This window comes from Paracoccus laeviglucosivorans (genome assembly GCF_900182695.1).
Taxonomy (GTDB): Bacteria; Pseudomonadota; Alphaproteobacteria; order Rhodobacterales; family Rhodobacteraceae; genus Paracoccus; species Paracoccus laeviglucosivorans.
Genome location: NZ_FXTK01000012.1, coordinates 20,434 through 39,463, shown reverse-complemented (window position 1 = coordinate 39,463; position 19,030 = coordinate 20,434). Strand labels below are relative to the sequence as shown.

At 61.4% G+C, this 19,030-nt stretch carries 17 protein-coding genes; 6 read left to right on the top strand and 11 right to left on the bottom strand.

Annotated features, from left to right (window positions below):
* The first annotated feature begins 121 nt into the window (after positions 1-121).
* Positions 122-1,036 carry a LysR substrate-binding domain-containing protein gene (locus FN835_RS13130; RefSeq protein WP_221930420.1) on the top strand — a complete coding sequence of 305 codons (915 nt, stop codon included), beginning with the start codon at positions 122-124 and terminating at the stop codon, positions 1,034-1,036.
* Positions 1,037-1,067: 31 nt separating this feature from the next.
* Here the strand turns inward: FN835_RS13130 and FN835_RS13125 are convergent, their stop codons facing one another.
* A complete protein-coding gene (locus FN835_RS13125; RefSeq protein WP_185958670.1) occupies positions 1,068-3,602 on the bottom strand; it encodes a family 16 glycosylhydrolase in 2,535 nt (844 codons plus the stop codon).
* A 392-nt stretch (positions 3,603-3,994) separates the two neighbouring features.
* Here FN835_RS13125 and FN835_RS13120 point away from each other — a divergent pair, with 392 nt between their 5' ends.
* From FN835_RS13120 to FN835_RS13105, 4 genes are all read left to right on the top strand, one after another.
* Positions 3,995-4,396 (top strand): hypothetical protein, encoded by a 402-nt coding sequence (locus tag FN835_RS13120; protein WP_142663682.1) that lies wholly within the window; start codon positions 3,995-3,997, stop codon positions 4,394-4,396.
* 100 nt (positions 4,397-4,496) lie between these two features.
* Positions 4,497-5,294, top strand: coding sequence for a 3-hydroxybutyrate dehydrogenase (locus tag FN835_RS13115; RefSeq protein ID WP_142663681.1), 798 nt, complete (start codon positions 4,497-4,499; stop codon positions 5,292-5,294).
* A gap of 10 nt (positions 5,295-5,304) precedes the next feature.
* Positions 5,305-6,048, top strand: a complete 744-nt coding sequence (locus tag FN835_RS13110; RefSeq protein WP_142663680.1) for an acetoacetate decarboxylase — start codon at positions 5,305-5,307, stop codon at positions 6,046-6,048.
* Positions 6,045-7,208, top strand: coding sequence for a patatin-like phospholipase family protein (locus FN835_RS13105; RefSeq protein ID WP_142663679.1), 1,164 nt, complete (start codon positions 6,045-6,047; stop codon positions 7,206-7,208). The genes FN835_RS13110 and FN835_RS13105 overlap by 4 nt, the downstream gene beginning before the upstream one ends.
* A gap of 64 nt (positions 7,209-7,272) precedes the next feature.
* On the opposite strand, the gene FN835_RS13100 is transcribed toward FN835_RS13105, so the two are convergent.
* The 4 genes from FN835_RS13100 to kdgD all read right to left on the bottom strand — a co-directional run bounded on the left by FN835_RS13100 (position 7,273) and on the right by kdgD (position 11,795).
* Positions 7,273-7,650 (bottom strand): amphi-Trp domain-containing protein, encoded by a 378-nt coding sequence (locus tag FN835_RS13100; protein WP_142663678.1) that lies wholly within the window; start codon positions 7,648-7,650, stop codon positions 7,273-7,275.
* Between the two features lie 169 nt (positions 7,651-7,819).
* Positions 7,820-9,526 carry a Na/Pi cotransporter family protein gene (locus tag FN835_RS13095; protein WP_246098734.1) on the bottom strand — a complete coding sequence of 569 codons (1,707 nt, stop codon included), beginning with the start codon at positions 9,524-9,526 and terminating at the stop codon, positions 7,820-7,822.
* A gap of 62 nt (positions 9,527-9,588) precedes the next feature.
* On the bottom strand, positions 9,589-10,704 hold the full coding sequence (gene pstS / locus FN835_RS13090; RefSeq protein ID WP_185958669.1) for a phosphate ABC transporter substrate-binding protein PstS: 1,116 nt from the start codon (positions 10,702-10,704) through the stop codon (positions 9,589-9,591).
* A gap of 185 nt (positions 10,705-10,889) precedes the next feature.
* Entirely contained in the window at positions 10,890-11,795 is a 906-nt protein-coding gene (gene kdgD / locus FN835_RS13085) for a 5-dehydro-4-deoxyglucarate dehydratase (RefSeq protein WP_142663752.1), read from the bottom strand.
* A gap of 143 nt (positions 11,796-11,938) precedes the next feature.
* On the opposite strand from kdgD, the gene FN835_RS13080 reads away from it, so the two are divergent.
* On the top strand, positions 11,939-12,643 hold the full coding sequence (locus FN835_RS13080; RefSeq protein WP_185958668.1) for a FadR/GntR family transcriptional regulator: 705 nt from the start codon (positions 11,939-11,941) through the stop codon (positions 12,641-12,643).
* Between the two features lie 27 nt (positions 12,644-12,670).
* On the opposite strand, the gene FN835_RS13075 is transcribed toward FN835_RS13080, so the two are convergent.
* The 6 genes from FN835_RS13075 to FN835_RS13050 are packed head-to-tail and all read right to left on the bottom strand — an operon-like array spanning position 12,671 to position 18,826.
* A complete protein-coding gene (locus FN835_RS13075) occupies positions 12,671-13,369 on the bottom strand; it encodes a GntR family transcriptional regulator (protein ID WP_142663675.1) in 699 nt (232 codons plus the stop codon).
* A 46-nt stretch (positions 13,370-13,415) separates the two neighbouring features.
* On the bottom strand, positions 13,416-14,675 hold the full coding sequence (locus FN835_RS13070; protein ID WP_142663674.1) for an amidohydrolase family protein: 1,260 nt from the start codon (positions 14,673-14,675) through the stop codon (positions 13,416-13,418).
* Complete coding sequence (locus tag FN835_RS13065; protein WP_142663673.1) at positions 14,663-16,180, bottom strand: gamma-glutamyltransferase family protein; 1,518 nt, start codon at positions 16,178-16,180, stop codon at positions 14,663-14,665. Before FN835_RS13065 ends, FN835_RS13070 begins: the two co-directional genes overlap by 13 nt.
* Positions 16,177-17,199, bottom strand: a complete 1,023-nt coding sequence (locus FN835_RS13060; RefSeq protein WP_142663672.1) for an ABC transporter substrate-binding protein — start codon at positions 17,197-17,199, stop codon at positions 16,177-16,179. The genes FN835_RS13065 and FN835_RS13060 overlap by 4 nt, the downstream gene beginning before the upstream one ends.
* Positions 17,200-17,225: 26 nt before the next feature.
* Positions 17,226-17,999 (bottom strand): ABC transporter permease, encoded by a 774-nt coding sequence (locus FN835_RS13055; RefSeq protein ID WP_142663671.1) that lies wholly within the window; start codon positions 17,997-17,999, stop codon positions 17,226-17,228.
* Positions 17,996-18,826, bottom strand: a complete 831-nt coding sequence (locus tag FN835_RS13050; protein ID WP_142663670.1) for an ABC transporter ATP-binding protein — start codon at positions 18,824-18,826, stop codon at positions 17,996-17,998. Before FN835_RS13050 ends, FN835_RS13055 begins: the two co-directional genes overlap by 4 nt.
* Positions 18,827-19,030 lie beyond the last annotated feature (204 nt).

Below are 19,030 nucleotides of genomic sequence, written 5' to 3'. Positions count from 1 at the left end.
TCGGCATTATTTGCCTTGTTAAGAATAAGCGTGACGAAAAAATGACGCGCGGGCAATTGAAAAAAAATCGCGGGGATTGTTACATGGTGTAATGAAGACGATCCGCCGCCAGATTCCATCGATGAACGCGCTTTTCGCCTTTGAGGCAGCGGCGCGGTTGCGGAATTTCTCGCGCGCGTCCGAAGAATTGAACGTGACGCCTGCCGCCGTCAGCCGCATGATGCAGCGCCTTGAGGAGCATCTGGGCACGCAGCTTTTCCAGCGGGGCGGCACCGGCGTCACGCTAAGCGAGGATGGGCGGCTGCTTTACGATGCGACCAGCCGGGCCGTGGCGCAGATCGAAGGCGCGCTGGCGGAAATCGAGGATCGGGGCAAGGGTGTCGATACGGTCACCATCTCGGTTTCGACAGCATTCACCACGCATTGGCTGATGCCGCGGATCATGCGCTTCAAGGCGGCGTTCCCCAGCGTCGATTTGCGGTTCCAGTTGCTGATGGGTCCGCTAAGCGGCCCCGTTGATGACGTGGATTTCGGGATGCGGTTCCTGCGCGGCAAGGAAACGCGCGACCGCGTCATTCCGATCATGCCCGAGGTGCTGATCCCGATTTGCAGCCCGGTCTATCGCGCCCGCCGCACCGACCCGACCGAAGGCGAAACGCTGATCAAGCTGTCCGAAGGCGAACCCTATTCGCCCCATGATCTGGTGGCCGGGTCCGAGATGATCGCCGCAAATCCCCTGATCTTTGCCGATTATGCCATCGTGGTGCAGGCGGCGCTGCTGGGGCAGGGCGTGGCCTGGGGCTGGCTTAGTGTGGTGGGCCACTGGATCAGGCATGGCGATCTGGTGCCCGCCAATATGCGCAGGCAAGTGACCCAGCGGCATTGCTGCTTTGTGCAGTCATCGGGCAAACCCCTGCGACCCATCGTCGAGGAGGTGCGCGACTGGATCGTCGCCGAATTGCAGCATGATTATCGCGAAGTGCGGCAGATGTTTCCGGGGCTGGATATTCCCGAATTGCCCCTGTCCGCGCCCTGACGGACAGCCGTGACGGACAGGGGCGGGGTTGTCAGGCAAACAGCAGCGCGTCTTCCAGATGCTGCGGGGTGCTGGTGCGGACGCGCAGGATTTCGGTCAGCGCATCGCCTTCCTCCATCGCGACCTGAATCCAGCCGCCCATCTTGGTCAGACGGATGTCGTCGGCCGAGCAGCCAAAGCGGCTGATGTCGATCTGGTCGCCCAGTTCGAAATCCATGATCATGCTGCCCCGCGCCTCGTGGCTCAGGATGAACAGGTCATTGCCGGTGCCGCCATGCAGCGTGTCATTCAGGCCCTGCGCGATCAGCGTGTCCTGACCGTCGCCGCCATTCAGGTGGTTCGACCCCTTGCCGCCGTCCAGCCAGTCATTGCCCGCAAAGCCGCGGATCAGGTCATTGCCGTCATGGCCCAGCATCACGTCGCCAAGCGTGCCGCCACGCAGGGTATCGTTGCCGATGCCCCCCTCGATCAGCTTGCCGTCGGGATTGGCGGGCGGCGGCGGCAGGATGGCCGGACCGCCAACCCCGCCGGTCGAGGGGCGGGCATAGGGGTCGCGGGTCGATTCGCCGAATTCGTTCGTGCCCGACATGATGTCGAAGCTGTCGGCATCGAACGCGGCCAGCAGGGTATCGCGGAAGGTGATCGAGCCACCCTGTCCCAGATCCAGCCGCACATCGTCCCCGTCCTGCACCAGCCGCGCCAGCAGGGCCTGGGGATCAGTGACAGCATAGCCCTTGAGGCGCAGGGTGTCGGCGTCGTCAAAGCCCAGCACGACGTCATGCCCGTCGCCAAAGGCGTGGACGATCGTGTCGGCGGCGTGGCTGATGATCAGATCATTGCCCAGCCCGCCCTGCAAAGTGTTGGAGTTGGCGTTACCCTCGATCCGGTTGTCGAGCGTGTTGCCGGTCAGGGTCACGTTGCTGGTGCCATTGATTGCGACAAGGTTTTCAAAATTGTCGGGCAGCCGGAAGCTGTGGGCAGCATAAACGGTATCCACGCCCCGATCGGTGGCTTCGCGGATCACCGTATTGGGCTTGTAGACGTAATATTCGTCGCCGCTGGCACCACCGCGCAGCGTGACAGCGCCCTGATAGGTGCTGCCCGCATCGACCATGCGGCTGCCTGCCGGGTCCGCACGCACAGCGCCGTCGCCGTCGGCGTCATGCAGGCGGGTGTCGGGAATGGCGACGCTGGACCAGACATCGGGTGTCACCGACCAGCGCACCACGAATTGCTCGGGCGTGAAATCCTCGACCCGCGTATCGCGGAAGATGATGGTCTGCGGGTCCGCCGGATAGGCGCCGTTGGTCAGCCATACATCGTCGCCAACCTGCGTCAGCCGCGACATGGCCCCATTCGCGCCGTCGAAATAAAAGCCTTCCAGCACCACGCGGTCATCTGCGCCAAAGCCCGAGACGATGGCATTGCCCGTGCCGCGCGTGAAATGCAGGATATCGGCCCCGCCCTCCAGCGCCACAAAGTCCTGCCCGGCGCCGCCGCCGGTGACGATGATGTCGTCGCCGGTCGACCCTGTGATGCGCGAGCTGGTCTCATCATCGATGATGACGTCGCCGATTCGCTGAGCGGTGATGATGTTTTCGGGGTTGTAGGCATAGACAGACACCGAATCGATGCTGAAATCATTGCCTTTGGCAAAGGTCAGGTGATCCAGCCCTTCGACCGGATCCCAGCCCCAATGTGAGCTGATCTGGTCGTTGATGATGGTATACATCGGCGTCGTCAGGTCATCAGGCGTCGGTGTGCGATAGATCTCGACCATAGAATCGCGATCCTTGCCGAAATAGAACGCGATGTAATCCGGCGTCCATTCTGCCGCCCAGGTCCATTTGCCCGAATAGATATCCGCACCGAATTCGGTCAGGGCATTGGTGGTGTGCTGAAAGACATACTGCTCGCCGCCCTGCAGGTTTTTGATCATCGGATCACGGGGGTTGCCGTTTTCGTCCAGATCATAAGGGTTCGTATAATCAACCGATTGCGTGGGATTACCGTTCACATCCACCCGGTCAAAGAATGACGCGCTGGAGAAGGTGTTATCCTTGGGCGTCGTCGTGCCCCCCACGCCTTTGCTGTAAATTTCGAAGATGTCGATCTCGGGCGGCCAGCCGATACCTGCCGGGGCCAACCAGAATGCGGGCCAGTGCCCTTGGCCGACGGGAATTTCGGCGGTGATTTCATAATAGCCATAGGCCTGCGCCCAGGTATCGGCAGTCGAAACCATGCCGGTATAATATTTCACGTTCTCGGCATGGGCACCGCGACCGATGTCGGTCAGCGCCTCTTGCACCAAGGGCAGCTTGCTGTCGGGGATGACGCCCGAACTGATATGCAGCGACCCGTCCGATACCTTGAGCGGGTTGATGCCAATTTTTTGTCCGTCACCCGTTTTGGTGGCATCGGACAGGAATACCGATTTTGGACCATTGGTCATGATGTCATCGCGGCGCGCTGATGTGGACCACAATCCGGTCGTGCCGCGATAGGCATTCAAAGACGTGTCGAAATCGTCTTTGAAAACAAGTTCGTATTTTGAAAGATCAGGCATTTTGCTCGTCTGTGCGGAGAGGGGGAGGGCTGAAAAGCTGGCCCCAAGCATCCCAATTATCCCCAGTGCATACAACCTGTAATTGTAAAACTGAACTTGTGACACCACAACATTTCCCTAATATTGACACCAACAAGAGCATTTTTATCGCGTGTTAATGTCGTTCATACAAAGACTTTGACTTATCGGCCTGCACGCCTGCCCAAATTTTCCCTAAGCGGTATTTTTCTTGGCAAAAGCCGCCGAACAGGCGGAATTGGGCCGAATCGTTCAGTTATGAGGAATTCGCGCCTTATGGCCTTGCGAAACGCCCCGCCCCGGCGAAACAGGAACCAAATCTGCGATCCGGCGGTTTTCAGTCTGGATCTGATCATCGGATCGGGGGCGCTGCCATGAAGCCTGTTTCAATCGCTATCGCATGTTTTGGGCTGTTCGGCCTTGCCGCTTGCGGAACCCCTGCCGAGCGGTGTCAGGCCAGCGTGTCATCCGAAGAACGCGCCGTCACCCGCCTGCTGGGCGAGGTGAATGAAAATCTGGCGCGTGGCTATGCATGGGAAAACGAAGTCAGGGGCGGCACCGGCTTCAGCTTCTGCGCTGGGGGCTACCGGTCGGGCCGCGTGGGCTTGGGTTACGGCAGCTGCTATGGTGGCCCGGATACCGTGCGGACCCGCGTGCCGATTGATCCCGCGGCCGAGTTGCGCAAACGCGATGCCTTGCAAAAACGTCTTGCCGGTTTGCAGGCGGGCGGACAAGCAGCTTGCATCGCGCGTTACGGCACAACCCCGCAAATGTAACGCGGCCGCATTTCACGCCGAAGGGCCGGGGCTTTGCGGCGTTGTTGCAACCCAGTGCTCTCTTTCCCGTGAACTCCGTCATGGGACATAGGGAGCCGTCATGATTTCCTCGAATTTTCTGGCTGGAAAGACCGCCGTCGTCACGGGATCGACCAGCGGCATCGGCCTTGGCGTGGCACGTGCGCTGGCCGGGGTGGGCGCGAACGTGGTCATAAACGGGTTGGGTGACGCCGATCAGATCGAGACGATCCGCGCGGGTATCGCAGCCGATTTCGGCATCCGCTGCATCTATTCCCCCGCCAACATGCTTCAGCCGCAAGACATTCGCGACATGATCGCACTGGCTGCCAGCGAATTCGGCGGCTGCGATGTGCTGGTCAACAATGCGGGCATTCAGTTCGTCGCGCCTGTGGACGAATTCCCCGATGACAAGTTCGCGGCCATCATGGCGATCAACCTTGCCGCGCCGTTCCATGCGATCAAGGCGGCAGTTCCGCATATGAAAGCGGCGGGATGGGGGCGGATCATCAACGTGGCCTCGGCCCATGCGCTGGTCGCCTCGCCGTTTAAATCGACCTATGTCGCGACCAAGCACGGCATTGCCGGGCTGACGAAATCCGTGGCGCTTGAGGTAGCGGCACAGGGCATCACGGTCAATGCGATCTGCCCCGGCTATGTCTGGACGCCGCTGGTCGAAAGCCAGATTCCCGACACCATGGCCGCACGTGGACTGACCCGCGAACAGGTCATTAATGACGTGCTGCTGGCCGCCCAGCCCACCAAGAAATTCGTGCAGATCGACGAAGTTGCCGCATTCGCGGGCTTCCTGTGCTCGGACGGCGCGGCGTCGATCACCGGGGCGATCCTGCCCATCGAAGGCGGCTGGACCGCGCATTAAGGAACGCAGCATGAAGCCCCAAGACATCCGCAACGCCTATGCGATGCCCCTGACCAATCCGGCCTATCCCAAGGGGCCGTATCGGTTCTTTAACCGCGAATATGTCATCATCACCTATCGCACCGACATGGATGCGCTGCGCGCCGTGGTCCCCGAACCGCTGGAGATCACTGAGCCGCTGGTGAAATACGAATTCATCCGCATGCCGGATTCCACCGGATTTGGCGACTACACCGAATCCGGGCAGGTCATCCCGGTGCGCTTCGGCGATCAGGACGGCGTTTATGTCCATGCGATGTACCTGGATGACGACGCGCCCATCGCGGGTGGGCGCGAAATCTGGGGTTTCCCCAAGAAACTGGCGCAGCCCAAGATCTCGCACGAGGGCGAGGTTGTGCTGGGCACGCTGCATTACGGCTCGGTCCTGTGTGCGACGGCGACCATGGGCTACAAGCACCAGCCGGTCAGCACCGATGATGTGCGGCACGCGATGGAAAAGCCGAACTTTCTAGTCAAGATCATCCCGCATGTTGATGCAACACCCCGCATCTGCGAACTGGTCCGCTATCACCTGACCGACATCACGGTGAAAGAGGCATGGACCGGCCCCGCCGATCTGCAACTGTTTCGCCATGTCATCGCAGACGTGGCCCGCCTGCCGGTGCTTGAGGTCGTCTCGGCCCTGCATTTCACCGCCGACCTGACGCTGGATATGGGTGAGGTCGTCTTTGACTATCTGGAGGGCGCGGAATGAAAGACGCATCTGCGGAGGAAAAAAGCCACGCGCTGCATATCGCCGAAATCCTGAAGCCCTATCACACTGTTGCGCTGGTCCTGCAGGGCGGCGGCGCGCTTGGAGCCTATCAGGCAGGCGTGTTCCAGGCGCTGCATGAGGCGGGCATCAGTGCAAGCTGGCTGTCGGGTGTGTCCATCGGCGCGATCAACGCGGCCATCATCGCGGGCAACCGTCCGGGTGACCAACTGGACCGGCTGCGCGATTTCTGGGAAACCGTGTCGCGTCGCAAGGTCTGGGCCTATACGCCCGAAGGCGATTATTTCCGTCGCTTGCGCAACCAGCACAGCGCGATGATGACCATGATGACGGGTCTGCCGGGTTTCTTCGCGCCGCGCCAGACCAACCCGTGGTTCGCCATGGCAGGGGCCAGCGGTGCCACCAGCTTTTACGACACGGCCGAACTGGAAACGACGCTGAACCGTCTGGTGGACTGGCGCATCGTGAATGATGGCGAGCGGCGGCTTAGTGTTGGCGCGGTAAATGTCGCCACCGGAAATTTCCGCTATTTCGACAGTGCGCTGGAACGGCTGGACGCGCGCCATGTCATGGCCTCGGGGGCGCTGCCGCCTGCTTTCCCGGCGGTCGAAATCGACAACGAACATTACTGGGATGGCGGCATCGTGTCGAACACGCCGCTGCAATACCTGCTGGAACAGGACAGTCTGCGCGACACGCTGGCCTTTCAGATCGACCTGTTCAGCGCACGGGGGGCGCTGCCCCGCGACATGGGCGCAGTGACCACGCGGCACAAGGACATCATGTATTCCAGCCGAACGCGCAACAACACCGACACCTTCCGCCGCCTGCACAACGTGCAGCTCCGCCTGCACGAGGCGCTGAAAAAAGTCCCCGAAGACAAGCTGACGCCTGATGACAAGGCATTCCTGCGCCGTATGGAAGACGTGCCGCAGGTCAATATCGTCCAGCTGATCTATCAGCCGCGCATCTATGAAAACGACGCCAAGGATTACGAATTCTCGGGCATGTCGATGCGGGAGCATTGGGATTCCGGCTATCGCGACACGGTGCGGACCCTGCGTCATCGCCCCTGGCTGGAAAAGCCGCCCGAGTCGATCGGAATGACGGTCCACGACATCCATCGCGACGACCCGACCTGAATGGTCCCACATGAAGAAACGGGGTCCGAACTGCGGGATGCGGTTCGGACCCCAAAGCGTCAGGTCAGACCTTCTCTTCGTCCTTGGCCAGCGTCTCGGTGGGCTGCTCGGCGGCTTCTTCGGTCAGGGCTTCCTGTTCGATCGGGGCATCGGCGTCGGCAGGTGCGTCGGCAGCCTCGGCGTGATCTTCGGCGGGGGCGTCGTCGCCCTCATCCTCGTCCTCGACCTTGACGCCCCATTTCAGCTGAAATTCCAGCTCCTCAGCGCCGTCTTCGCGCTCGTGCTCGACCGAAAAGCTGGCACCGGCGGGCACTTCGACCATCTCGCCGTCCAGCTCGATTGAAAAGCTGCCGCTGGCTTCCAGCTCATCTGCCAGACGGCGCAGTTCTGCGACGAAGGCGGCCAGTTCAAAGCTGGTTTCGATGTCACGATTGTCTTTCATGTCGCGTCCTTCTTTGTCCAAGAATCAATATGATGCAGGATGCGCTTAGTCTGCATGCCGTAAGTGTCGGCCATATGCAGCCCCGATAACTTGGTTGCGACAGTGCTTGGAAATATGAAACGGACCCTGCCATACGACCGGGTCCGTTCTTGGATTGTGGGATGGCGGCTTATTCCGCCGGAACCAACCCGCCAGTCGATGGGTCTTCGCGGTCCAGACGGCTTTGCGACGGCATCGACGGCGGTATGCCTGCGCTGCGGATGATGGCTTCGCGATCGACCGAGGCGCGTTCGGCCTTGATCCGCTCGATCAGGGTTTCCGCGCGTTCGATTGACCCCAGCAGGGCGACCAGTGCACCTTTTTCACCAGCAGCCACGTCGCGACTTTGCAGGGCTTTCCAGCGCAGTTCCTCGACATCGGGGACGACGCTGTGGCCCGCCGGCATCCGCGCCTGCATACCCGGCGCGAAGAGGACCGTGTTCATCTGTTGGTCCAGACGCTCCAGCCCCAGCCCCAGAACCTCACGTGCCGCCTCCGAGAAGGGCTCGCGCTTGACGCGGCGGGCGATCTGGTAAAGCGACTCGGACAGGGCCGAGGTGAAGTCCACTTCCTCGATCAGCGAGGCCACCAGATCCAACTGGTCGCGCGACAATCCATCCTGGAACAGTTGCGAGGAATACGAGCGGATCTCACGGCTCAGCTGGTCGGTCGCGTTGTAGTGTTCCACCGGATCGGCGGGCGCACCTTTCTTGTCACGCGCGATGTCCAGGAAGATCGCACCGGCCTGCAGGTGGCGCTGTGCTTCCTGCTGGACGGTCGGCAGCGCCGAATTGAAATCGGCAATCAGCTTGCGGTCCAGAAAGCGCGGGACCGAGTAATCTTCGATGTCATCCGCCTCGCTGTGGCCGACACGCGACAGCACGCGGTCGAAGGTGTTCACGAAGGGGAACAGGATCAGCACGTTGAAGATGTTGAACACGATCGAGAAGATGCCGATCACGATCGGAACGCCCGGATAGGTTTCGTTGCCGTCCACCATGACGACGGCGCCCGGATCAATGCCCCAAATGCCCAGCATGGTCTTGAGCAGCCATATCGCCGGGAAGAACAGCGCCAGCACCACCGCAACCCCAATGAAGTTGAAGCTGATATGGGCATAGGCCGCGCGTTTGGCGTTCTTGGACAGGTTCAGCGATGCCAGCCACGAGGTGATCGTAGTGCCCAGATCTGCGCCGACCGCAAAGGCGATTGCAGTTTCCCACGACAGGATGCCCGATGCGCCCAGACCCATCACGATGCCGATGGTGGCCGAGGAGGAGTGGATCAGTGCCGTGATCAGCGCCGCGATCAGCACACAGGCGATGACCCCGCCAAAGCTGCCCGCGTCAAGCGACTGGATCAGTTCCAGCACCTCGGGCATCTTGCGCAGGGGCTTCAGACCGCCGGTCATCAGGTTCAGGCCATAGAAGATCAGCGAGAAACCCATTGCCGCCAACGAGATGTTGCGCACCCGGTCCGATTTCGCGAAGCAATAGATCGTCGCGAAGATGCCGCCGAACAGCAGCCCCAGCGGACCCAGCGGCAAAGCGATCAGGCCGTTGCCCAGCGTCGTGCCGATATTGGCCCCCATGATGACCGAGATGGCCGAGCGCAGGCCCAGAACCCCTGCGTTCACAAGGCCCACGGTCATAACCGTCATCGCGGTCGAGGACTGGATGATGCCGGTGATGATCGTGCCGGCCATCACGCCCTTGATCGGCGTTCCGGCCATCTTGGCCAGCCATTCCCGCATCTTGTTGACCGAAAGAGCCTGAATCCCGCTGGCCATGAATTCAAGGCCAAGCAGGAATATCCCCAGGCCCCCAATCACGGGCACGAGTATTTCCTTGAACAAATCGACTTCCACGATGTCACCTCTGATAAGCGCGATGCGCCGGTTCAGGACTGCTGGTTAACGGTTTCGCCCCAATAGGCTTCGACGGCCTGCACCACCTCTTCGGGCAGCGCGACATAGCCTAGCGCATCCGCCCGGCGTGCCGCTTCGGCGTAGAAATAGCGGAAAAAGGCCAGCGCGCGGGCGTTCTGCGCATTGTCGCGGCGCAGCACGACATAGACGGTCGCGGTCATCGGCCAGCCCTGCGCGGTCGAGGCTGCGGCGTTCTGCGTATCGGGCCGCCAGTCGGCGACGGTCGCCGCCGCGCGGATGGTCTGGGCAGAGGGTGCGACGGGTTTGCCCGCGCCGTCGATCAGATGCACCACGCCAAGTCCGGCACGGCTTGCCTGACCGATTTCGGCATAGCCGATGGCGCCTTCGGTCGCCTTGACGGCATCGATCATGCCACGGCTGCCCTCGGCTCCATTGCCGGTGGGCCAGTTCGTTTGTGCGGTCTGGCCTGCGGTCCAGCCTGGCGATTTCGCCAGATAGCCGGTGAAAGTCCAGCTTGACCCCGAACCGTCGCTGCGATGGTTCACGGTGATGGCCTGATCGGGCAGCGCGATCCCTTGGTTCAGCGCCGCGATGGCCGGATCGGTCCAGCGTGTGATCTGGCCCAGATAAATGGCCGACAGCACATCCGCGTTCAGCACCAGATCGGCACCGCCAAGGTCAAGATTGATGACGGGGGCAGTCGCGCCCAGAATCAGCGGAAACTGGACGCGGCCTTCGTTTTCCAGCTCGGCGGGCGACATGGGCACTTCGGTCACGGCAAATGTCATTGCCGGATCGTTCAGCCGGATCAGGCCCCCGACCGAGCCGATGGGGTCGTAATCCAGCGCGCCCGTGCCTGCGACCCAATCGCCGCTTTGGCCCTGCTGCGTTGCCAGATCAACCCGGTCCGCAGCCAGATAGCTTTGATATGATGTCGAAACCCGTTGCAGGATCGGGTTGGCCAGCGTCGAACCGGCCCCTTCCAGCCGCCCTTCGTCGCTGCTGCCAGCGGCTGCGAACACGATGAAACCGATGGCGATGAATGCCAGGGCCGAGGTCGCGATACGGCGCCCCAATCCCCAAGGTTTCGCGACGACTTCCACTCCATCAGGACGTAAGGCAAGCATCAGGCGATCTCCAACAGGGCAACGCTTTTCCACTGTTGGGTATCGCGAGGTCATAACGCGAATGTGACGGGCGTGAGGGAACTTTCTGACAAGCCGCGAGATCAGCCAGTTCCGTCCTATCGTCTTCGCGAAATAGGATGCTTACGCCTTATTCATATGATGAATGATCGGCGCGCGGCCTTGTGTCAGCGACGATGCGTTCCGATCAGCTTTTCCATCATCGCCTCCTCCTCGGGCGTCAGATCGGTCAGGGGTGTCCGCACATTGCCTGCGGCAAAGCCTTGCAGGCGCACACCTGCCTTGATGGCTGAAACGGCATAGCCCTTTTGGCGATTGCGTATTGCCATGAAAGGATAGAAGAAATCCTTCAAAAGACGGTCGCAGGTCGCGCGATCGCCACTGCGCAATGCGGTGTAGAATTCATTCGCCAAAGCTGGCACGAAATTGAACACAGCAGAGGAATAGGTCGTAAAGCCTGCACCTAGATAGGCTTCGGCAAACAATTCCGCAGTTGGCATCCCGCCCAGATACATCAGCCGATCCCCCAGACGCGCGGTGATCTGGCGCACCAGCCCAATATCGCCGGTGCCGTCCTTGAATCCGATGAGGTTCGGGCATTCGTCGCATAGGCGCATCAGCGTGTCGGGCTGCAGGACGGCGTTGTCCCGGTTGTATACCATGACGCCAATGCCAACCGACTGGCAGATTGCCTTGACGTGGGCGTAAAGACCATCCTGCGGCGCGTCGATCAGATAGTGTGGCAGCAGCAGGATGCCGTCGGCTCCGGCCTTTTCTGCAGATTTCGCAATTTCAATGGCCATTTCCGTGCCATAGCCGCATCCTGACACAATGGCGGTGTCGCCCGATGCCTCTTTGGCAGCTGCGACGATGGCCGGAATTTCAGCCGGCTTTAGCGAAAAGAACTCTCCTGTGCCGCCTGCGGCGAACAGAACCGGCGCCTTGAAGCCCGCCAACCATTCGACATGCGATTTATAGCTGTCAGGCGCGAATGCGCCGTTCTTGTCGAAATGCGTTACCGGAAAGGAAAGCAGGCCCGAGCCAAGGGCGGTCTTGATCTGTTCAGGGGTCATCATGATACGATCCATTGGTCATGTGTGTCACCTCACCTTAAGTTTTGACATGATGAATATCAATATAGATATTATGAATTAATACGACCCGCTTGGCATTGCCGCCGATTGGCGTCATTGAGTTAAAAACATCGGAGAGCAGCTTGGCCGAAGCCACGGGCAAACTTAGTCGTGTGACCGAACTTGTCGCGGCCTTGCGCGGTCGAATCGAGCGCGGCGAATACAGGCCGGGGGACAAGCTTCCGACCGAACCGCTGCTATCGGCTGAATTCGGCGTCAGCCGCACGGTCATCCGCGAAGCGGTGGCGGCCCTGCGGGCGGATGGGCTGCTTTTGTCGCGGCAGGGCTCGGGCGTGTTCGTGCTTGAGCCGCCCCAGCCGGCATATCCGATGCTGCGCGAAGTGGATCAGACCCGGCTTTCGTCGGTGCTTTCGCTATTGGAGTTGCGCATCGCCATCGAGGCCGAGGCGGCAGCCCTTGCTGCGCAACGCTGCACCCCGGAACAGGAAGAACATATCCTGACAGCGTTGGCACATCTTCGTGCCGAAGTTGCTGCGGGACGCATAGCGGCAGAGGCGGATTATGCGCTGCATCTGGCGATCGCTGCCGCATCGGGCAATCCGCGTTTCGTCGAGATACTGACGATGCTGGGGCCGGGTGTCATTCCGCGTGCCGGTGTCGGGCGTCAGCCGACCGCAGATCCTGGCTATCTTGCTGCGCTGGACGGCGAACACATGGCGGTCATCGGTGCCATCCAGGACCGCGACGCCGAAGCGGCACGTCGCCTGATGCGCGAACATCTGGGCCAGAGCCAACGGCGTTATCGCGCCATGCAGATGTCTGGCTAGCGCCGTCGCCCTGTGCCGGGCGGCAGGTCAGCGCAGCTGGTCCGGGTCGTTCAGATAGCGGCCAAGGATCGACGCGACATCGGTGTCCTTGCCGGTATCATCGGAATTCGCGCGATCCTCGACCGCGTGCAGGTGGGCGTCCATGATCGCAAGCGCCGCAGCTGCATCCTGCGCGGCCAGCGCGTCGATCAGGCGCAGATGTTCGTCGATGCCGCATTCGGCGGAATGCGGTCGGCCGAAACGCGCTAGGATCAGCGAGGCGCGGGACACGATCCGGCTGACAAAGCCCGTCAATTCGGCCGAGCCGGTCAGTTCGGCCAGCAGGATGTGAAATTCGCCCGCCAGCCGGATCGAGCGCGGGCTTGATGCACGCAACGCGCGCTCCTCTTCCCGGACATGGCTGCGCAGGGCATCGATACTGTCATTCGACATCCGCCTGCAAAGCCGCTCGATCACCTCGCGTTCAAGACAGCGCCGCAGGGCGAAGACATCTTCGGCTTCGTTGAATTCAGGCATCGCGACGGCGGCACCACGGTTCGGGCGCATTTCGACCAGACCATCGGTTTCCAGTCGCACCAAAGCGTTGCGGGCGGATGTGCGGCTGACGCCAAAAGTTTCTCCGATAGAATCTTCGGGCAACTTGGTGCCGGGCTTCAAAGCCTGCTCAAGAATGGCGCGGCGCAGCGAGGCATAGATCGAGTCGCTTCTTGTGCTGGTCGTGGACATGCGGTCCCATCCGATTTGCGTAAATTTGGGCGAATATTGCATGCGATCAAGGCATAGGTAAGGATGCGGATGTATTCGGAGCCGCCGGTCGCAAAATCTGCCCACGGAAGTTGTGAAAGCTTTGCCTGCCGCGCTTCCACCCCATCGCCACGCGGGGCAGACCACGGATAGCCGCCTCGCGGCTGGTGCAGTCCAGCAAGACAATATCCGCTTCGGCACCGACATGCAGGGTTCGCGCGCGCCTTAGAATACGCGCGGCGTCTTCGGCGATCATGGCGAATACGGCGTCCATATCAGCATCGCGCGAGATTTGCGCGACATTGGCATAAAGATTGGCCATACGCAGCAGCGACGCATCGCCGAATGGCGTGAACGGGTTCAGCACATTGTTCGTAGCGATCGAGGTCACGACACCCTCGGCCCGCAAAAGATGCGCAGGCGCGACGCCGCGCGGGATCAGTCGGTCATGGTCGCGTCCCGTTAGAAAAAGATCGGTGGCGGGCAGCACGGTCAGCGCGATCCCGGCACCGGACAATGCCGCTGCGATTTCGGCCACCCGCGGCAAAGGCATCGCGGACAGGTTCGTGACATGGCCGATGCTGACACGTCCCTGCCAGCCGCGCGCGCGGGTTTCGCGGATGACTGCGGGCAGGTCGGTATGGCCGGGGTCCAGATCGAAATCCAGATGAAAGTCCACATCCACGTCGAATTCGCAGGCCAGGTCGAAGATCGTTGCGATATGCCGGTCCGGGTCGGGATCGGCATAGGGACAGCCGCCGATCATATCCGCGCCACGCGTCAGCGCCTCGTGCAACATGCCGATGGTCTTGGGCTCTTGCGTCAGCCCTTCTTGCGCAAAGGCGCAAAGCTGGATGTCGATGGCGAAGCTGTAATGGTCGCGCAATTCGCAAAGTGCATCCAATGCGCGGAACCCGATGCGCGGATCGACCTCGACAAAGCTGCGCATCAGGGTCGTGCCGTGCAGGATGGCGCGTTCGACGACACCTGCGGCGCGACGGTATATGTCGTCCTGCGTAAAGGCTGCCTTTGCTGCGGCGGTCAGCGCGATGGCTTCGGCCAATGTGCCGTTGCAGGCGGTGCAGCGCCCCAGAATATCGGCCTTGTCCAGATGGATGTGGCTGTCGGTGAAACCCGGAAAGGCGAACATGCCTTGCCCGTCTGTCTGCGTCATCGCCGCGCCCGAAAGGTCGGGGCCGATCGCGCTGATACGGCCCTGATCGACGGCGATGTCAACCGCAGGCGTATCACCGGCAATGCGCACGTTTCGGATCATCAGGTCGTGCATCGTTCCCCCGCGTAGATCGCACCGCCATCGCTACGCGGGTCATGCGCCGCGTCAATCCTGCCGTCAGCCTCAATGCGAACGACGCCTGCCTGCCCTCCAAGCGGACTGAATGCCGGGATCGGAGCAAGTTCGTGGCCCATCGCGCAAAGCGCGGCTGTGGTCGTGTCGGGCAACCCCGCCTCGATCTTCAGCGTATCGCGCGAATCCGAGAACGTGCGCCCCAGCAGGAAACGCGGCCGTGCCAGCGCCTTGGCAGGCGACATTCCGTGATCTATCAGCAGCGACAGCAGCAGGCTCAGCGTTTGTGGCTGTCCGTCCGCGCCCTGCGTGCCATAAAGCAGCGTTGGTCTGCCGTCCTTCAGCGCCATGCCGGGGTTCAGGGTGTAAAATGGCCGCTTGCCCGGCGCGATGCAATTGACGTGATCGGGCGCAAGATCGAAGGCCGCACCACGGTTTTGCCAAAGAATGCCGGTATCGCCCAGCATCACGCCGCTGCCCCAGTCGAAATACAGGCTTTGCAGCACACATGCGCTGCGCCCCTGCGCATCCACCGCGGCCAAAAAGGCGGTATCCCCCTGACGCCACGGCTGCGGCCAGTCCATTGCGCGGCCCGATATGCGGCTAGCGGCTGCGGCAAGTTGCGGCGCGCCCAGCATCGCCTGCACATCGACCGCGGTAAAATCCGGGTCGGCGATGGGGGGGCGATCCAGAAATGCCTGTTTCACGGCCTCGACCAGATGATGGTGGAAGTCGGGACCATCGGGGGCAAAACCCGCCATATCAAGGGCGCGCAGGATGCCCATGATCTGCAAAGTCGTTGCCCCTTGCGTCGGTGGCGGCGGAGCGCACAGCGTCAACCCCCGATAGTCCAGTCGCAGCGGCGCGACCCGCTGCGTGCGCGTCGCGGCCAAGTCATCAGCGCTGATGGCCGCGCCCGCGTCCCGCATGGCCCGCGAGATACGCTGGCTAAGCGCGCCTTCGTAAAAGCTGCGCGCACCGTCGCGCGCGATCAGCCGCAGGCTTTGCGCCAGTTCGGGCTGGCGCAGCCAGTCATCGTTGCAGAATGCGATGGTATCGCCCCGAAACTCTTGCCAGAATTTTTGCGATGCCGAGCGTGCAAAGCCATCTTCTGCCAGCGAAATGGCAGCTTGCAACAGTTCATGCAGACCTGCGCGACCGCCCCATGTGGCGGAATGCGCCAGCACATGGTCCCAGCTATCCACCAGCGCGGCAGTGGTCAGCATCGAGCCGGGGCCGCGCTGGTCGATCCTTGTCACGGGGGCCGCGATGGCCTGCCCGATCCCCAGATAGCAGTCAACCGCCCCGGCCCCGTCCGCGACCATCCAGACGGCATCGCCGCCCAATCCGCAGAAATGCGGATAGGTCACGGCCAGCGCCGCGCCTGCTGCGACCAATGCCTCGATGGCATTGCCGCCTTGGGCCAGAACGTCCGCCCCGGCTTCAGCAGAGGCGCGGTGGGGCGATATGACGACTGCACCGTTCATTGCGGGGTATAGACCAGCTTGCGATCGTCAAGCGGCGGCAGGAATTCGCGGGTAAACACCGCTGCCACTTCCGGCTTTGTGGGCAGCTCGTAACCTTCGGCCACGATGTCGATCGAACGGGCCAGACGCGCGTCGTCCAGATCGCCCAGCCCGATGCGGGCCGATTCATCGGATTGCATCAGGCGTTCATAGGCAAAGATCATGCGGTCGCGTTCCAGATCGGCCTTGGCGAGATTGTCATAGGCGATGATTGCCTCGGCCCCGGCGGCGGGATCGGTGCCGATCTCGATTGCGGCACGGTTGATTGCCCGGACCAGACCGCGCACCGCATCGGGATTTTCCGCGATCAGCCTGCGCGAAACCATGACGCCGTTGGAATACAGGTCCAGCCCGAAATCACCGAAATTCAGCCAGTTGTAATCTGCCTCCGGGTCCTGGCGGTTGTTCACCAGGTTGAACCAGCCTGTGATGGTAAAGACCAGCGCGCCGTCGATGTCGCCTTTGATCAGCATGGGTTCCTGCAGGTTCGGTGCCATGTTCGTCACCTGCAACTGGTCAGGGTCGATGCCGTTCTTGCGGGCCAGAACCGCGATCAGCCGCGTCGTCGGCGTGCCTTGCGATCCGCCAAGCACCTTGCCCACCAGATCGGCCGGGGTCTGAATGCCGGTTTCCTTGCGCGAGGATACGGCAAATGGCGGCACGCTCCACATCTGATAGACCATGACCGGGGTTTCCTCGGGCCGGGTCGCGGCGTTCTGGATGATCGCGTTGATGTCACCGAAACCCGCATCATAGGTGCCCGACATGATGCGCGTGACCGTCGCGCCCGAGCCTTCGCCCTGATCGATGGTGACATTCAGGCCCTCTTGCTTGAAATAGCCCTTGCTCAGCGCCAGAAGCATGGGCGCGTCCGAACCTTGGGTCTTCCAGCCCAGCGTGAAGCGAATATCGGTTTCGGCCATGGCTGTGCCCGTCAGCGCAAGGCCAAGGGCGATGGATGCTGCAAGTCTTTGGAACATATCATATCTCCGGTTTTGCAAGGGGGTCAGGCAGCAGCGTCCGAGCGGCGGTTGGCCCAGCCGACGAAACGCTGTTCGATCAGGGAAAACAGCACATAAAGAGCGACGCCGAGGAACGCGAGGATGAACAGCCCCGCAAAGACCAGCGGCACATCGAAGTTCGACGAGGCGGACATCATCACGTTGCCGATGCCTTTGTTCGACGCCACCGTTTCCGCCAGCACCGTGCCGACGAAAGCGAAGGTCGCGGCGATTTTCAGCGAAGCGAAGAAGAACGGTGCCGTGCGGGGCAGGCCGACATTCACCAGCACGTCCAGTTTTGAGGCGCCGAGGGATTTCAGCACGTCCTCCAACTCGGGCTCGGTGCTGGCAAGGCCGGTGGCGATATTGACGACGATGGGAAAGAAGCACATGGCCAGCGCGGTCAGGATCGCTGGAACAGGCCCCGCGCCGAACCACAGCACGAAGATCGGCACGACCGCGACCTTGGGGATCGACGAAAAGCCGATCAGCAAGGGATAGGCCGTGTCATAAGCGATGCGCGACGTGCCGATCAGAACCCCGATCACCACGCCGACGATCACGCCCAGCCCAAAGCCGATCATCGTTGTCCACAGCGTTTGCAGGATATGCGGCCAAAGCACCGGCATCCGCTGGACCATGACCGTAAAAACCTGACTGGGGCGCGGCACGATCAGGTCCGAGATGTTCAGGCTAAGGCACAGCACTTCCCACATCAGGAAGAACGCGACGATCAAAGCGGCCGCCCATGCGCGGCGGCGAAGTTGATAACTGCTCATGCTGCGTGTTCCGCGGTCTGGCTGCGCGCGGCGATGATCTTTTCGCGCAGGGCTTGGTTCAGGGCGACGAAATCTGGTTCGAAAGTCATGGCTATGGTGCGGGGACGCGCGAAATCGACCGGGCTGTTGTCGATGATCCGACCGGGCCGCGCACTCATGACGCAGATGCGGGTGGCAAGAAAGCCCGCCTCTTTCAGGTCATGGGTGACAAGGATCACCGTGGGCTTGCGCTTCATCCACAGCGTCTGCATGGCGTTCCACAACTCTTCGCGCGTGAACTGGTCCAGCGCGCCAAAGGGTTCATCCAGCAGCAAAAGCTGCGGTTCGTGGATCAGTGCCCGGCACAGGTTCGCGCGTTGCAGCATCCCGCCGGACAGTTGCCAGGGATAGTGGTTGGCGAATTTGGACAATCCCACATCGTCCAGCATGGCGTGAACGCGGTCGCGATATTCGCCACGTTTCTTGCGACGAAAATCGTGACGGAACGGCCGCACGATCCGCAGGGGCAGCATGACGTTCTTTTCGATGGTCAGCCAAGGCAGCAGCGTCGGGTTCTGGAACGCCATCCCCAGACGCAGCGCCTTGGCCTTGACCTCGCGACCGCCGACCAGAACATCGCCGGTCGTCGGTTCCAGAAGCCCGGCCGCCAGCCGCAGGATCGTCGATTTTCCACAGCCCGAGGGGCCGACCAGCGCCAGAAATTCGCCCTGTTTGATCGAAAGGCTGGTTTCCTGCAGTGCCGGAACAGCGCGACCGGGCGGGCCAAAGGAAACGGAAGCTTCCCAAAGCTTCACTGCGTCAAACTGGTGTCTGGGGGTTGCGTCCATCGTCTTCTCTCATCTCCGCCCAACTATGGATGCAGTAGATGGAAAAATTGGCGACGATAAATATTAAAAATTGTATGCAATGTGGAAAACGAGAGTCTGCTCATTGTGCTGCCGCTTTCGGCGGCACTTGGCATATGACCGCTTGATTTGACAGCAGGCCGCGTTTTCGCGGTCCATGCGCAAAGCAAAACGCCGGACCAAAGG

Coding starts and splice junctions, on each gene's coding strand:
- FN835_RS13060 (WP_142663672.1), bottom strand. CDS start 17,199: ATGTTCCAAAGACTTGCAGCATCCATCGCCCTTGGCCTTGCGCTGACG.
- FN835_RS13130 (WP_221930420.1), top strand. CDS start 122: ATGAACGCGCTTTTCGCCTTTGAGGCAGCGGCGCGGTTGCGGAATTTC.
- FN835_RS13070 (WP_142663674.1), bottom strand. CDS start 14,675: ATGCACGACCTGATGATCCGAAACGTGCGCATTGCCGGTGATACGCCT.
- FN835_RS13115 (WP_142663681.1), top strand. CDS start 4,497: ATGATTTCCTCGAATTTTCTGGCTGGAAAGACCGCCGTCGTCACGGGA.
- FN835_RS13050 (WP_142663670.1), bottom strand. CDS start 18,826: ATGGACGCAACCCCCAGACACCAGTTTGACGCAGTGAAGCTTTGGGAA.
- FN835_RS13065 (WP_142663673.1), bottom strand. CDS start 16,180: ATGAACGGTGCAGTCGTCATATCGCCCCACCGCGCCTCTGCTGAAGCC.
- pstS (WP_185958669.1), bottom strand. CDS start 10,704: ATGCTTGCCTTACGTCCTGATGGAGTGGAAGTCGTCGCGAAACCTTGG.
- FN835_RS13075 (WP_142663675.1), bottom strand. CDS start 13,369: ATGTCCACGACCAGCACAAGAAGCGACTCGATCTATGCCTCGCTGCGC.
- FN835_RS13110 (WP_142663680.1), top strand. CDS start 5,305: ATGAAGCCCCAAGACATCCGCAACGCCTATGCGATGCCCCTGACCAAT.
- FN835_RS13120 (WP_142663682.1), top strand. CDS start 3,995: ATGAAGCCTGTTTCAATCGCTATCGCATGTTTTGGGCTGTTCGGCCTT.
- kdgD (WP_142663752.1), bottom strand. CDS start 11,795: ATGACCCCTGAACAGATCAAGACCGCCCTTGGCTCGGGCCTGCTTTCC.
- FN835_RS13055 (WP_142663671.1), bottom strand. CDS start 17,999: ATGAGCAGTTATCAACTTCGCCGCCGCGCATGGGCGGCCGCTTTGATC.
- FN835_RS13100 (WP_142663678.1), bottom strand. CDS start 7,650: ATGAAAGACAATCGTGACATCGAAACCAGCTTTGAACTGGCCGCCTTC.
- FN835_RS13125 (WP_185958670.1), bottom strand. CDS start 3,602: ATGCCTGATCTTTCAAAATACGAACTTGTTTTCAAAGACGATTTCGAC.
- FN835_RS13105 (WP_142663679.1), top strand. CDS start 6,045: ATGAAAGACGCATCTGCGGAGGAAAAAAGCCACGCGCTGCATATCGCC.